The organism is Streptomyces sp. PH9007, from assembly GCF_059813725.1.
Genome location: NZ_CM187440.1, coordinates 1,632,315 through 1,646,620, shown reverse-complemented (window position 1 = coordinate 1,646,620; position 14,306 = coordinate 1,632,315). Strand labels below are relative to the sequence as shown.

The 14,306-nt window shown below is 72.4% G+C and carries 13 protein-coding genes; 6 read left to right on the top strand and 7 right to left on the bottom strand.

Annotated features, from left to right (window positions below):
• Positions 1-46: 46 nt before the first annotated feature.
• Complete coding sequence (locus tag ACTFAP_RS07450) at positions 47-1,066, top strand: Bug family tripartite tricarboxylate transporter substrate binding protein (protein WP_500468552.1); 1,020 nt, start codon at positions 47-49, stop codon at positions 1,064-1,066.
• 48 nt (positions 1,067-1,114) lie between these two features.
• On the opposite strand, the gene ACTFAP_RS07445 is transcribed toward ACTFAP_RS07450, so the two are convergent.
• The 6 genes from ACTFAP_RS07445 to ACTFAP_RS07420 all read right to left on the bottom strand — a co-directional run bounded on the left by ACTFAP_RS07445 (position 1,115) and on the right by ACTFAP_RS07420 (position 9,135).
• The gene (locus ACTFAP_RS07445) at positions 1,115-2,062 is read right to left on the bottom strand and encodes an oxidoreductase (RefSeq protein ID WP_500468551.1); all 948 of its coding nucleotides are present in this window, start codon (positions 2,060-2,062) and stop codon (positions 1,115-1,117) included.
• A gap of 42 nt (positions 2,063-2,104) precedes the next feature.
• A complete protein-coding gene (locus ACTFAP_RS07440) occupies positions 2,105-4,381 on the bottom strand; it encodes a beta-xylosidase/alpha-l-arabinosidase (RefSeq protein WP_500468550.1) in 2,277 nt (758 codons plus the stop codon).
• A 43-nt stretch (positions 4,382-4,424) separates the two neighbouring features.
• Positions 4,425-5,288, bottom strand: coding sequence for a carbohydrate ABC transporter permease (locus tag ACTFAP_RS07435; protein WP_390116446.1), 864 nt, complete (start codon positions 5,286-5,288; stop codon positions 4,425-4,427).
• Positions 5,285-6,181 carry a carbohydrate ABC transporter permease gene (locus ACTFAP_RS07430; protein WP_390116448.1) on the bottom strand — a complete coding sequence of 299 codons (897 nt, stop codon included), beginning with the start codon at positions 6,179-6,181 and terminating at the stop codon, positions 5,285-5,287. Before ACTFAP_RS07430 ends, ACTFAP_RS07435 begins: the two co-directional genes overlap by 4 nt.
• 14 nt (positions 6,182-6,195) lie before the next feature.
• The gene (locus ACTFAP_RS07425) at positions 6,196-7,491 is read right to left on the bottom strand and encodes an extracellular solute-binding protein (protein ID WP_500468549.1); all 1,296 of its coding nucleotides are present in this window, start codon (positions 7,489-7,491) and stop codon (positions 6,196-6,198) included.
• 588 nt (positions 7,492-8,079) lie between these two features.
• On the bottom strand, positions 8,080-9,135 hold the full coding sequence (locus ACTFAP_RS07420; protein WP_495683931.1) for a substrate-binding domain-containing protein: 1,056 nt from the start codon (positions 9,133-9,135) through the stop codon (positions 8,080-8,082).
• Positions 9,136-9,283: 148 nt separating this feature from the next.
• On the opposite strand from ACTFAP_RS07420, the gene ACTFAP_RS07415 reads away from it, so the two are divergent.
• Complete coding sequence (locus ACTFAP_RS07415; RefSeq protein ID WP_500468548.1) at positions 9,284-10,693, top strand: glycoside hydrolase family 10 protein; 1,410 nt, start codon at positions 9,284-9,286, stop codon at positions 10,691-10,693.
• 73 nt (positions 10,694-10,766) lie between these two features.
• Here the strand turns inward: ACTFAP_RS07415 and ACTFAP_RS07410 are convergent, their stop codons facing one another.
• A complete protein-coding gene (locus ACTFAP_RS07410; protein ID WP_400009623.1) occupies positions 10,767-11,465 on the bottom strand; it encodes a TetR/AcrR family transcriptional regulator in 699 nt (232 codons plus the stop codon).
• Between the two features lie 111 nt (positions 11,466-11,576).
• Here ACTFAP_RS07410 and ACTFAP_RS07405 point away from each other — a divergent pair, with 111 nt between their 5' ends.
• The 4 genes from ACTFAP_RS07405 (at position 11,577) to ACTFAP_RS07390 (ending at position 14,303) form a co-directional block, all read left to right on the top strand.
• The gene (locus ACTFAP_RS07405) at positions 11,577-12,059 is read left to right on the top strand and encodes a nitroreductase/quinone reductase family protein (protein WP_495683928.1); all 483 of its coding nucleotides are present in this window, start codon (positions 11,577-11,579) and stop codon (positions 12,057-12,059) included.
• A gap of 106 nt (positions 12,060-12,165) precedes the next feature.
• Positions 12,166-12,699, top strand: coding sequence for a hypothetical protein (locus ACTFAP_RS07400; protein WP_500468547.1), 534 nt, complete (start codon positions 12,166-12,168; stop codon positions 12,697-12,699).
• A 117-nt stretch (positions 12,700-12,816) separates the two neighbouring features.
• On the top strand, positions 12,817-13,503 hold the full coding sequence (locus ACTFAP_RS07395) for a helix-turn-helix domain-containing protein (RefSeq protein WP_400009620.1): 687 nt from the start codon (positions 12,817-12,819) through the stop codon (positions 13,501-13,503).
• 47 nt (positions 13,504-13,550) lie between these two features.
• Positions 13,551-14,303: an HAD family hydrolase gene (locus ACTFAP_RS07390; RefSeq protein WP_390116466.1), complete on the top strand. Its 753-nt coding sequence runs from the start codon at positions 13,551-13,553 to the stop codon at positions 14,301-14,303.
• Positions 14,304-14,306 lie beyond the last annotated feature (3 nt).

Sequence of the window (14,306 nt, the reverse complement as noted above, 5' to 3'; positions counted from 1 at the left end):
TGTTGCATCCTAGGTACCTCAATGGCGACGGGCGGAAGGGCGGGCGGTGAGCACCACGCGAAGGACGCTGCTCGCGGGCGGCGCGGGCACGCTCGGCGGCCTGCTGCTGGGGGCGGTGGGGGCGGCCGGCTGCGCCGCGAGCGGCCCCGTGCCGCACCACGAACTGCGGCTCATGGTGCCCAACATCCCGGGCGGCGGCTATGACTACACCGCCCGCACCCTGGCCGTCACCCTGAGCGACGCCGGGCTGGTGGAGGCGGTGGAGGTCTTCAACCTGACGGGCGGCTCGGGCACCGTCGCGCTGACCCGGCTCGTCCACGAGGCGGGCAACGACCGGCTGCTGCTCCAGATGGGCCTGGGCCTGGTGGGCAGCGTCAACACCCACGCGGAACGCAACCCGACCCGGATCGCGGACGCGACGCCGGTGGCGCGGCTGGTGGACGAGGCCGAGGCGGTGATCGTCGCGCCGGACTCGCCGTACCGGACGCTGGCCGCGCTCGTGTCCGCCTGGCGGGACGGTGCCCTGCGGGCCGGCATCGGCTCGCGCCCCGGCGGCCCCGACCACCTGGCGCTCATGCTGACCGCCGAGGCGGCCGGGATCGCGCCCGATGACGTGCGGTCGGCCGTGTACGACGGCGGCGGCGGGCTGCTGGCGGCGCTGCTCAGCCACAGTGTGGACTTCATCATGAGCGGGATCAGCGAGTACCGGCACGCGATCGCCGCCGGGGAGCTGCGGGTGCTCGCGGTGACCGGCGAGCAGCCGCTGGCCGGGCTCGACGCGCCCACGCTGCGGGAGAGCGGTTTCGATCTGGCGGTCACCAACTGGCGCGGGCTGCTGGCCCCGCCCGGTCTGAGCGAGCGGGACCTGGCCGGGACGACGGCGGTCCTGGACGCGCTGCACGCCACCCCGCAGTGGCGGCGGGCGCTGCGGGACAACGGGTGGACGGACTCCTACCTCACGGGCGAGGACTTCGGACGGTTCCTGACGGCGGAGGACGCCCGGGTGTCCCGGCTGCTGAACGGCTTTCCGCCGGTGACCGTGGCGGAGGGCGACGCGGAAACGTAGCAGGCTCGCGGCCCGGCGGGGCCACAGGGGGCGGACTCCTCGCCGCGCTCAGTCCGGGGGAGTGGTGCTCCGCACCGGCGGCAGGGCGTCGTAGTGGACGCCCGTCAGTTCCTCCGAGCGTTCCCACAGGCGCTCGGCCAGCCGGTCGCGCCGGGTCCACGGCGCGCGCCAGCCGGCGCCGGGGCCGCCGCGCAGCCGCCGTACGCCCATCACGCTCGGCCCGGTGAACGAGTCGGCGCTCACGTCGGGGGCGGTCGCCGCGTACAGCGTCGGGGTGGCGCCCACCTCCGGGTCGGTGGCGAACAGCCGGTTGCCGATGCGCGCGATGCGCCGACCCGTGCCGCTGCCCGCCAGCCGCGGCCCCTTGGTGTGCAACTCGGTCTCCGCGTACCCCGGATGCACGGCGGCGGCCAGCAGGTCGGCGCCCGACGCCTCGATCCGGCGCGCCAGTTCGTGGGTGAACAGCAGATTCGCCGTCTTCGAGCGGCCGTACGCGCGCCAGCGCCGGTAGTGGCGCTCCTCGCTCAGCACCCCGGGGCCGGTCAGATGCAGCAGGCTGGAGACCGTCACCACCCGCGCGCCCGGCGTCGCCAGCAGCTGGTCGAGCAGCAGTCCGGTGAGCGCGAAATGCCCCAGGTGGTTCACCCCGAACTGCGTCTCGAAGCCGTCCGTGGTCGTCGCGTACGGCACAGCCATCAGCCCCGCGTTGTTGATCAGCACATCCAGCGGCTGATCCGCGAACCCGGCGGCGAACGCCCGTACCGACGACAGATCGCCCAGATCCAGCAGCCGCAGTTCCGCCCGCGCCTCGGGCACCTGCCCCAGCAGCCGCTCCAGCGCCTGGGCGCCGCGCCGCCGGTCCCGGCAGGCGAGCACGACGTGCGCGCCGCGCCGCGCCAGCTCACGGGCGGTGACGTAGCCCAGCCCGCTGTTGGCGCCGGTCACCACGATGGTGCGGCCCTTGAGATCCGGGATGTCCCGTACCGTCCAGCCCATATGGCCAAGCGTAGGACCGTACGGCACCGCCGGGCCAGCGTCTCAGCCCGCGATCACCTCCGCGGGGCAGCGCAGCCGCCGGTCGTACCCGAGGACGCGTTCGGGCCCGGTGAGGGTGAGCGGCAGCCGGTGCCGGATGTCGCCGCTGGAGGCGGCGAGCCGCAGTTCGAGGTCGCCGGGATCGGTGACGCGGCGGCCCGGGGCCACGGTGTACGCCGCCAGGTCGGCGTGGAAGGCGAACCGCACCCGCGCGGTGGCACCGGCCGCCAGCTCCACCCGGGCGAAGCCGATCAGCCGGTTGACGGGACGGACGACCGCGGCGACCGGATCGTGCAGATACAGCTGCACCACCTCGGTGCCCGCCAGATCACCCGTATTGGTGACGGTGATCTCCACGTCCGCGCCGCCGCCGGTGTCCGTCGTGCGGGTGGACAGCGTCGGTGCGTCCCACGCGAAGGAGGTGTACGACAGCCCGTACCCGAAGGGGTACAGCGGGGTGGGGTCGATGTTGCTGGCGTCGCCCAGCAGCCCGAGCGGCGGGGCGAGGTACGTCCAGGGCTGGCCCCCGGGGTGCGCGGGCACGCCGACCGGCAGCCGTCCCGAGGGGTTGACCCGGCCGGACAGCACCCCGGCCAGCGCCGGGCCGCCTTCCTCTCCGGGGAAGAACGTCTGCACGATCGCGGCCAGCCGGTCCGCCCAGCGGCCCAGCGCGTACGGCCGCCCCGCGCACAGCACCAGGACCACCGGCGGGCCGTCCTCGGCCGCCAGCAGTTTGTCCAGCAACGCGCCCTGCCCGTCGGGCAGTTCCAGATCAGCGGCGTCGCAGCCCTCGCCCGAGGTGCCGCGTCCGAACAGCCCCGAGCGGTCGCCGACCGCGACCACGACCACCTCGGCGCCGGCCGTCCCCTCCGTGGTGATCACCGCGTCCGGCAGTTCGGCGCGCAGCGACTCCAGCAGGGTGGGTACCTCAACCCCCAGCGGCAGCTCGGGGTGTTCGACGCCGACATGGCGCGGGAAGCTGTAGCAGCCGAGCATGGCCGCCACCTCGTCCGCGAACGGGCCGGTCACCGCGATCCGGGCGGTCGGCGCCAGCGGCAGCACCCCGCGCGGGTTGGCCAGCAGGACGACGGACTCCTCGGCCAGTCGCCGGGCGGCGGCGCGCAGCTGCGGCGGATCGAGGTCCACCGTGCCGGAACCGGCGGCCAGGGCGGGCGGTTCCGGGGACCAGCCGGGGTCCAGCAGCCCCAGTTCGGCCTTCTGCGTCAGCACCCGCAGCGCCGCCCGGTCCACCAGGGCCTCCTCGACCTCCCCGGACCGTACGGCCTTCAGCAGCGGCAGGCCGAACGCCCGTACCGCGGGCAGTTCCACGTCCACACCCGCCGTCAGGGCCAGGGCGGCCGCCTCGGCCGGGGAGCCGGCCACCCCGTGCGTGGTCTCCAGGAAGGTCACGCCGAAGTAGTCCGAGACCACCGTGCCGGTGAAGCCCCACTCCTCGCGCAGCAGCCGGGTCAGCAGCCAGGCGTCGCCGTGGGCCGGCACCCCGTCGAGGTCGACGTACGTCGCCATCACCGAGCGGGCGCCCCCCTCGCGCAGCGCCATCTCGAACGGCGGCAGCACCACATCGGCCAGCTCGCGCGGGCCCATCGACACCGGGGCGTGGTTGCGGGCGCCGCGCGAGGCCGCGTACCCGGCGAAGTGCTTGAGGGTGGCGACGACGCCGGCCGACTCCAGGCCGCGCACGTACCCGGTGGCGATGGTGGACACCAGGTACGGGTCCTCGCCGATGGTCTCCTCGGTGCGGCCCCAGCGCGGGTCGCGCACCACGTCCAGCACCGGCGAGAGCCCCTGGTGGATGCCCACCGAGCGCAGCGAGTCGCCGATCAGCCGGGCCGTCTCCTCCACCAGTTCGGGGTGGAAGGTGGCGCCCCAGGCCAGCGGGGTGGGCAGCACGGTCGCCTGCCAGGCGGTGAACCCGGTCAGGCACTCCTCGTGCGCGAGCGCCGGAATGCCGTGCCGGTTGGCCGCGACGATCTTGCGCTGGTCGTCCGCCAGCGTCCGGGCCCGGTCGGCCGGGTCCACCGGGTTGGTGCCGAAGGGCCGGGTCACCTGGCCCAGGCCGTGCGGCAGCAGGGCGTTCAGGTCCAGCTCGGGCTCGGTCAGCGAGCCCTGGAGCGGGGCCACGTCTTCACCGTCGCCGTCCGAGCCGGGCCAGATGCTGCTCAGCTGGGCCAGCTTCTCCTCCAGGGTCAGCCGGGCCAGGAGATCGGCGGCGCGTTCGGCGGCCGGACGGGACGGGTCCTGCCACTGCTGGTGCTCCATGAGGGTCTGGGCTCCTTTACGGGGGGAGGGTTGCGCGCGGGGGTCAGCGACCGCCGACGCCCATCAGGCCGTTGATCAACTGGCGGCGGGCGAAAAGATAGGCGGTGAAGATCGGCACGATGGACAGCACCACGGCGGCCAGCAGGGCGGGGATGTCCACCCGGAACTCGCCGATGTAGTCGTACAGTCCGAGCGTGAGCACCCGGTTCTCCCTCGACTGGGTGAGGATCAGCGGGAACATGAACCCGTTCCAGGCGCCGAGCGCGGAGAACACGCCGACGGTGGAGATGCCGCCGCGGGTCATCGGCACCACGAGCTGCCACAGCACCCGGGCCGGGCTCGCGCCGTCCAGCGCCATCGACTCGTACTGCTCCTCCTCGATGTCGCGCATCGAACCGACCAGGATCAGCACGCTCACCGGGAGCGAGAAGGCGGCGGTGGGCAGGATGATCGCCAGCAGCGTGTCGTACAGCTGGAGTTCGGTGATCATCAGATAGACGGGGATGATCACCGCCTGGGAGGGGATCGCCAGGCCCAGCAGGAACAGCTGGAAGATCCGCCGGGAGGTCCGCGAGCGGGTCCTGATGACGCTGTAGGCCACGGTCACCGCCAGCACGATGACGAGGGCGGCGCAGGAGACGGTGACGATCAGGGTGTTGAGGAGATAACGCGGGAAGTCGCCCTCCAGGACCCGGCGGTAGCTGTCCAGGGTGAACTCGGTGGGCAGCGAGAGCGGGCCGTTCTCCAGGTAGGTGCCCCGGCTCTGCACGGTGGAGGCCACCAGGATGTACAGCGGGACGGCCACGATCACCAGCCACAGGACGGCTGCCGCCCCGGCCGGGAGGTTGGCGCGGCGCCAGGCCGCCGGCCTGCGGCTGGTGCTCCTCGTGTCGCCGGTGCCGCTCATATCCCCTCCCGGGTGCTGCGCATCTTGCTGAAGCCGGTCAGCCGCACCAGGAGCAGCGAGACGGCGGTGGCGGTGATGACCAGGGCGGTGGCCACGGCGCTCGCGTAGCCGAGGTCGAACGCCTGGAAGCCGGTGCGGTACATCAGGAACGGCACGATCGTCGTCGCGTCACCGGGGCCGCCGCGGGTGAGGATCAGGATGGTGTCGAAGTAGGTGAGCGCGCCCACCACCATGAGCACGGTGGAGGTGACGATGGTGTTGCGCAGCTGGGGGACCGTGATGGCGAAGAACTGGCGTACGGTGCCGGCGCCGTCGATGGACGCCGCGTCGTACAGGGATTGCGGGATCTGACGGGCCCCGCCCTGGTAGATGAGCGTGTGCAGCGGGATGAACTGCCAGGCGGTGACGAACAGGACGGCGGCGAACGCGCCGCGCGGGGAGCCCAGCAGGTCGGCCGAGGAGAGATTGAACCACTCGGCGATCTGGGCGTTGAGGCCCAGATTCGGGTCGAAGATCGTCTTCCAGAGCAGGGCGAGCGCGACGGAGGACGCCAGCAGCGGCAGGAAGAAGATCGCGGACAGCACGGCGCGGTTGCGCTGCCGGCCGGCCGCCCACACGCCCAGGAGCAGCGCGATCGGGGTCTGGAACAGCCAGGTGAGGAGGGTGAGCAGCAGGCTCAGGCCGATGGCCTGGCGCATGGCGTCGTCGTTCCACAGCCGGGTCCAGTTGTCGGTGCCGCTCCAGGACGGGTCGGACAGGCCGTCCCAGTCGGTGAAGGACAGATAGCCGACGATGAGCATGGGCGCGGCGGCGAAGAAGACGAAGAACAGCAGGCCCGGAACCGCCCAGGCGATGCCTGGGCGGCCGGTGCGGCGCGGGGAGGAGGTGGTCACGTCGGGGTGCCCGCCTACAGGTCCCGCATCGCGGCGACGAACGCGTCGGGGCTGATCTGGCCGCCGAACAGCTTCTCGATGTTGTCGTGCAGGGCGGGCGCGTCCCCGGCGGGCAGCGCCTGGTCCCACGAGAGCGTGAAGGACGGGGCCTCGGCGACCATGTCGTACTGGAAGCGGGCGAACTCCGGGTTGGCGTGCGAGTCCAGCAGGCTCTCGGCGCCGGAGGTGGTGGGGATGTCGCCGTTGTCGATGAGGGCCTGGGCGTACTCGTCGCTCGCGGACATCCTCAGGAACTCCAGGGCGGCGTCCAGGCGCTCGCCCTCCACGCTGGAGCTGACCGACCAGTAGTTGGTGGGGTTGCCGACGACGGCGCGCGGGTCGCCGGTGCCGTCCGGGACGGTGGGGAAGGCGGCGAAGCCCAGATCCTGGGCGGCGAACTCGGGCTGCTGGGAGAGCTGGTTGGCGTACTCCCAGCTGCCCATGAGGTGCATGACGCCGCCGCCCTGGGCGAAGAAGGTGGAGGCGCCGTCGGCGGTGTAGTTGACCGAGCGGAAGTTGTTGCCGAAGGTGCCGGCGTCCACCAGTTCCTTGACGGCCTCGGCCATCCACTGCACGGCCGGGTCGTCCCAGCCGGTCGCGTCGCCGTTGCGGATCCGCTCGAAGATCTCGGCGCCGCCGCGCCGGTCGAGCAGGTACTCCAGCCACATCAGCTCGGTCCACGGGTCGGCGCCGGCGACGACGGCCGGGACGGTGTCGCGGTCGATGAAGACATCGATGACGTGGAGGAGATCGTCCCAGGTGGCGGGCGGTTCGACGCCGGCCTCGGCGAAGGCGGTCTTGTTGTAGAAGAGGATCACCGGTTGCACGCCGCGCATCGGGATGCCGTAGTAACGGCCGTCCACGGAGCCCGAGTCCAGGATGGAGGGGATGAAGGCGTCCTTGAACTCCGGGTCCTCGTCGAGGATCGGGGTGAGGTCGATCAGCATGTCCTCGGCGACGAAGTCGCTGATGCTGCCGCCGCCCCAGTTGAAGAAGATGTCGGGCGCGTTGGGGCTGCCCATGGCGGTGCGCATCCGGTCCGTGTAGTTGTCACCCGGGATCTGGACCAGATCGAGCTTGATGTCGGAGGTCTCGTTGAACTTCTCGACGAACTCTTCCTGGATGACCGTCGAGCCGTCCTGGTAGACCCACACGGACAGGCTGTCGCCGTCGCCGCGGTTGGGCCCACTGCTGCCACAGGCCGCCAGGGCGGTCGCGGCAACGGCGCACGCTGCCGTGGCCGCGAGGGCACGCAGGGTACGTATACGCATCGCACACCTTCCGGAAAATCGCCGAAAATTATCGGACCAGGTGCCGAAGAAAGTTACGGCGACGGGAGGTTGGCGTCAACGGTTTGCACACGCCTGCTTTCCGCCGGGCCGGCCCCGCGGGGGTGGCCCCGTGCGGCGGCACGGCGCGGGGCGGCGGAAAGCGGCGTGGTGAGTGAACGTCAGGCCGCGTCGGCGGCCCGGCCGTGGAGAGGCCGTGGCGTGAGCGGCGGCCCGGTGGGCCGCGCGGACGCCGGGGCAGGCTCAGCGCTGGATCAGCCCGCCCACCGGGACGGGAGCGAGGTGACCGGTCGCCGGAACGGTACGCCCGAGGGTGCCGCCGATGTCGACCAGCGATGACCGGCGAAGGGGGTCCAGACGGACGCGGTGGTCTCACCGTTCGCCTCGGGCCGGAGCCGAACGCCGGTGTCCGGCCGCCGCGTCCGGACTCCGTCCCGGCGAACGGCCGGGCCACCGGCGGTGTGTTCGGGCCTTGCGGGCGTCCGGGGCGCCGCGCGGCTCGCCCGCCCTCGGCCGGCGCGGTGGTGGCCGGCGGGCACCGGCGCGCCGCACCGCCGCCGCGGCCGGCGGCTAGTCCGCCGAGCGTGTCGCCGGCGGGGCCGTGCTGGCGCGGACCACCAGTTCCGTGGCCAGTTCCAGGCGCGGGGCGTCGATCTCGCCGCCCTGTGCCTGGCGCAGCACGGTCCTGGCCGCCATCTTGCCCATCTCGGCGAGCGGTTGCCGCACCGTGGTCAGCGGCGGCGCCGACCAGCGCATCTCGGGGAGGTCGTCGAAGCCCACCACGCTCACGTCCTGCGGAACCCGCAGGCCCTTGCGGCGCAGCGCCTCGATCGCGCCGAGGGCCATCTGGTCACTCGCCGCGAACACCGCCGTCGGCGGCTCGGGCAGGGCCATCAGCGTCTCGCAGCCGGTGAACCCCGACTCGTGGTAGAAGTCGCCGGGGACGATGAGTTCGTCGTCCACCGGCACCCCGGCGTCCTCCAGCGCGGACCGGTAGCCGTCGAGCCTGGCCCGGCTGCACAGCAGGCGCGGCGGGCCGGCTATGAACCCGATGCGTCGGTGGCCGAGTTCCAGCAGGTGTCCGGTGGCGGCCATGCCGCCCGCCCAGTTGGTGGCGCCGATCGTCGGGGCGTCCAGGGCGGGGGAGCCGGCCGGGTCGATCACCACCAGCGGGACGCCGAGCCGGTGCAACTCCTTGTGCAGGACGGGCTCCAGTGCGCTGGTCACCAGGATCACCCCGTCCGAGGCGCGGGCCCGCAGGTTCTTCATCCACTGGCGGGCGGCGCCGGCCCGGTCGTGGATGGCGGAGACCACCGTGCCCACCCCCGAGGCGTGGGCGACCTCCTCCACTCCCCGGATGATCTCCACCGCCCAGGGGCTGTCGAGGTCGTTGAAGACCAGGTCGAGCAGCGCCGCCCGGTCACCGGGGGCCACGGTGCGGCGGCGGTAGCCGTACTGCCGCAGCAGATCCTCCACCCGGGCCCTGGTGTCGGGCGCCACGTCGGAGCGGCCGTTGACCACCCGGGAGACGGTGGGCACCGAGACGCCGGCCTCGCGGGCGATGGCGGTGATGGTGACCTTCCGCCGTCCGTCGCCCTGGTCCTTGTTCCCGCGCTGCACCGCCATGTTCCCCTGCTTTCTGACGACGTCCGACTCCCGCCGGAAGTTTTTCAACATTATTCCGGAAGGGTTGACGTCCACCATGGTCCCCCTTACAACGGTCCCGTCAGCCTGCGGGGGCATGACAAGGGAAGGGACGGCCATGTTTCCCCTGATGCGCAGAGCCGCGGTCGTCATCGCCGCCGGAGTCCTGCTCTCCGGTGCGGCGTTGCACGGCGGCGCGCAGGCATCTCAGACGTCGGTGGAAGAAGCGCCATCGGCTCAGTTGGCGACCTTACGCGAAGCCGCGTCAACAAGCGGCAAATTCATCGGAACGGCGATCGCCGACCACCGGCTCAGCGACGCCACGTACAACGGGATCGCGGCGCGCGAGTTCAGCAGCGTCACCGCCGAGAACGCCATGAAGTGGGACGCCATCCAGCCGCAGCGCGGAACGTTCAACTGGGCGGCCCCGGACCGGCTCATGCAGTTCGCGCAGGCCAACAGCCAGCAGGTGTACGGGCACACCCTGGTGTGGCACAGCCAGATGCCGGGCTGGCTCCAGAACGGCAACTTCAGCGCCACCGAGATGAACCAGATCATGAACACCCACATCTCCACGGTGATGGGCCGCTACAGCGGCCAGATCAACCGCTGGGACGTGGTGAACGAGGCGTTCAACGAGGACGGTTCGCTGCGCAACTCCAAGTGGTACCAGGTGCTGGGGCGCGACTACATCGCCAACGCGTTCCGGGCGGCGCGGGCGGCCGACCCGAACGCGAAGCTGTTCATCAACGACTACAACACCGACGGCATCAACGCGAAGAGCAACGGCATGTACAACCTGGTGCGTGATCTGCGTGCTCAGGGCGTGCCCATCGACGGGGTCGGTTTCCAGTCGCACCTCATCCTGGACCAGCTGCCCAGCGACTACCAGGCCAACCTGCAGCGGTTCGCGGATCTGGGCGTGGAGGTGGTGGTCACCGAACTGGACATCCGCATGCAGATGCCGTCCGACGCGGCCAAACTCCAGCGGCAGGCCCAGCAGTTCGCCCAGGTGGTGCAGGCGTGCCTGAACGTCTCGCGCTGCTCGGGCGTCACGGTGTGGGGCTTCAGCGACCGTGACTCGTGGGTGCCGGGCACTTTCCCGGGGGAGGGCGCGGCGCTGCCCTACGACGACAACTACCAGCCGAAGCCGGCCTACAACGGGATCCTGACGGCGTTCGGCGGCACGCCGGGCGGCGGCGATCCCGGGCCAGGGCCGGGCGCGGACTGCACGGCCGCCTACCAGGTGGCCAACCGGTGGAACGCCGGGTCCGTGGTGGATGTGCGGGTGACCGCCCGGCAGGCGCTGAACGGCTGGACGGCGACGTTCAGCCTCCCGGCGGGCGAGTCGGTGACCAGTTCGTGGAACACCCAGCTCACCCAGTCGGGGACGACGGTGACCGCGCGCAACGTGGCCCACAACGCCACGGTGCCGGCCGGAGGAACGTTGAGCTTCGGCTTCCAGACCAACAGCGGGGCGGTCTACTCGGCCCCGGTGGTGAGTCTGAACGGCACCGCCTGCACGGCGGGAACCGCCTGAGCCGGACCCTTTCCGCAGAACGGCGCCGGCCGGTGGCCCCAGGGCCGTCGGCCGGTGGCCGCCGGGGCGGGACTCAGGGCTTGTCCGGCCCGGCCCCGGGGAGGCCCACGTCCCCGGCCCGCGCGGTCATGGTGTGGGTGAGGAACTCGCCGGGGTCGCGCACCACGCCGTGGAAGTGGCCGAAGAGTTCGAAGCTGATCAGCCCGAAGAGGGCGTTCCACGCCTCGACGAGGGCGGGGGCGGCATCGGCGGGGATCATCCGGGCGAGATCGGCGGTGACCATCTCGCCGGGGTGGCCGCCCGCCGGCGGCGCCAGGTCGCCGCGCGCGTGGGTGTCGGCGATGACGGTGATCAGGGCGAGGGCGACCCGGGACGCCGGTCCGACGGTGGACGCGGGGGCGGCGTAGCCGGGGATGGGCGAGCCGTAGATGAGCGCGTACTCGTGCGGGTGGTCGAGCGCCCACTCCCGTACGGCGTGGCAGACGGCCAGCCAGCGCTCCAGCGGGGGGCGGGACGGCGGAGCGGCGGCCAGGGCTCCCTCGGCGGCCTCGCCGACCATGTCGTACGCGTCGATGATGAGCGCGGTCAGCAGGTCGTCGCGGCTGGGGAAGTAGCGGTAGAGGGCGGAAGAGGCCATGCCCAGCTCGCGGGCCACGGCGCGCAGGGAGAGCTTGGCGGCCCCCTCGGCGGCCAGCTGCGCCCGGGCCTCGTTCTTGATGGCGGCCGTCACTTCGCGCCGGGCGCGTTCCCTGGCTCCTCTGATCGCTGTCATACGAACATTCTGCCACTGTTTCGAGAGCAGTGCTCTTGCTTGTGTGCGGTGATAGTGCAACTATTGCTCTCAAGTGAGAGCAGTGCTCTCGAAGCGAGAAGGGGAAGTGCCATGAGCGAGCAGCGGCCCGAGCGGACCGTCCACGTCAAGCAGCCCGGGTGGCTCACCAACAAGGTGTTCAACCCCCTGATGGCGTGGCTCACGCGGCGTGGCATCAGCGTCCGTGGCTCCCGCGTGCTCGCCGTGCGCGGCCGCACGAGCGGCGAGTGGCGCCGTACCCCCGTCAACCCGCTCCGGTACGACGGGCAGCTGTACCTGGTGGCCCCGCGCGGGCACGTCCAGTGGACCCGCAACATGCGGGTGGTCGGCGGCGGCGAACTGCGCCTCGGCAAGAAGGTGGAGGTGTTCACCGCCACCGAGGTCGCCGACGACGACAAGCCGGAGGTGCTTCGCGCCTACCTCAAGCGCTGGAAGGCCGAGACAGGCGCCTTCTTCAACGGCGTCGGTCCCGACTCGACCACCGAGGAACTGCGCCGCGCCGCCCCCGACCACCCGGTGTTCGCCGTCACCGTCACCGAGGTCCGCACCGGCTGACGGGGCCGCCTGCCCCGTACCTGCCAGGCTTCGGCCGTCCTCCGCACGGCCGGCTGTCGGGCGAAGGGCATCCCCGAGGCGGGCGGACTGGCGTAGCGTTCGCCCCATGAGCGACCCCGAGCTGCTGGCGAAGATAGCCGAACGGCCCGAGCTGTTCCGGTACTTCGAGTGGCCCTGCGATTTCGACGTGACCCGTCTGGACCCGGTGGAGCCAGGGCTGTCCCTGCGGTCGGGCGCCACCCTCGTGCCCGTCGCCGGCTGCGGCGCCGGCGGCAGCTACTTCCTGGTCGATGGCACCGCCGTGCTCTACGCCTCCTCCGAGGGCGAGTGCGCGCTGATCGCCGACTCGCTGCGCGCCGCCCTGGAGCTGATGACCGGGGTGCCGTTCTGGAAGGAGTACCTCCACCTGAGCGCGGGCGGCCGGGCCCGTCCCGTCGCCGAGGTGCTCGCCGAACTCGACGAGGAACTGGCCGAGGTTCCCGAGTTCGCCCCGGGCGGCGGCCAGTCCGCCGCCCGCGCCCTGGGGCTCGGCCGCCCCGACCGGGTCGCCCTGCTGGCCGGGCTGCGGGACGCCATGGCCAGGACCAGCCCCGGCCACCTCCTGATCAACGCCGACGGGGAGCCGTACGACGAGTTCTGAGCCCCGGCGCCCCGGCCGCCTGCCCCGTGGTCCCGCCGCCCGCCCCGTCACCGCGTGATCGACGAGCGGTCCCCGCACCCCGGCGCGATGCTGGAGGGGTGAGGGAGGTGGTCGCGCATGGCAAGACCACGGCACCGGCACCCGCGCCCGTCCCAGCCGTCCCGGTCGTCGCAGCACCGCAGTGACATCGGCCGCCGGGTCGTCCTGCTGCGCGAACGGCTCGGACTCAGCCGTGAGGACGTCGCCCACCGGGCCGGGGTCGCCCCCGAGTACCTGGCGTACCTGGAGGAGCACCCGGCCTCGCCCAGCGTCAGCTCACTGACCCGGGTCGCCCGGGCCCTGGACACCACCGTCGCCGACCTCACCGGCTCCGACCTGTCCTCCGGCGGCGGCCACGCCAACCGCGAGGCCAAACTGGTGGCCCTCGACGCCACGGCGTCACGAGCCCGCATGCCCCAGTACGGGGTCGGCCGCATCGGCGTCGACAGCGAGCAAGGACCGGGAATCTACCCCGTCAACTACTCCATCGTCGGCGACAGCGTCGTGCTGCGCACCTCCCCCGACTCTCCCGTCGCCTCCGCCGCCGGACACGAGGTCGCCTTCGAGGTCGATCACATCGACGAGGCACGCAGTGAGGCCTGGAGCGTACTCATCGTCGGCCGCGCCTCCCTGGTCACCGACGAGGAGACCCGCCGGCAGCTGGACGAGGCCGCGCACACGGAATCGTGGGCCGGCAGCGACCGCCAGCTGTGGGTGCGCATCCGGCCGGAACGCGTCTCCGGGAGCGAGATCCAGGCCCGGTGACCCGGCTGCCGTTGCCGACCAGGCGAACAGGGGTTCCCATGGAAAGCATGAGTGCCATCACCGTTCCGGAGCTGGAAGCGTGCCGGGCCGTCGTCTTCGACACCGACGGGGTCATCACCGACTCCGCCCCCGCACACGCCACCGCCTGGAAGGCCGCCTTCGACCCGGTGCTGCGCGAGCACGGCCAGGCACCGTTCGACGCCACCGAGGACTACCGGCGGTACGTCGACGGCAAGTCCCGGCTGGACGGCGCCGCTTCCTTCCTCACCCAGCGCGGCATCGGGCTGCCCTTCGGCGACCCCGAGGACCAACCCGGCACGGCCAGTGTCTGCGCCGTCGCCGCCCGCAAGGAGGAGGAGTTCATGCGCCGCCTCGGCGACGGCTCGGTGGACGCCTGGCCCGGCACCGTACGCCTGCTGCACGCCCTGTACGAGGAACGCGTCCCCTGCGCCGCCGTCTCCTCCTCCCGGCACGCCCGCGACCTGCTCGCGCACACCGGCGTCCGCACCCTCTTCCAGACCGTCGTCGACGGCAACGACGCCGCGCACCTGGCGCTGCGCGGCAAGCCCGACCCCGCGCTCTTCCTGGAGGGCGCCCGCCGCCTGGGCGTCCCGCCGGACTCCTCCGCCGTCGTCGAGGACGCCCTGGCCGGGGTCGAGGCGGGCCGGCGCGGTGAGTTCTCCCTCGTCATCGGCGTGGACCGGGCCGCCACCGCGACCAGCGCGGGCGAACTGCGCGAGCACGGCGCCGACCTCGTGGTGGGCGACCTCGGCGAACTGCTGACCCCCGAGGGGAGGTGAGCC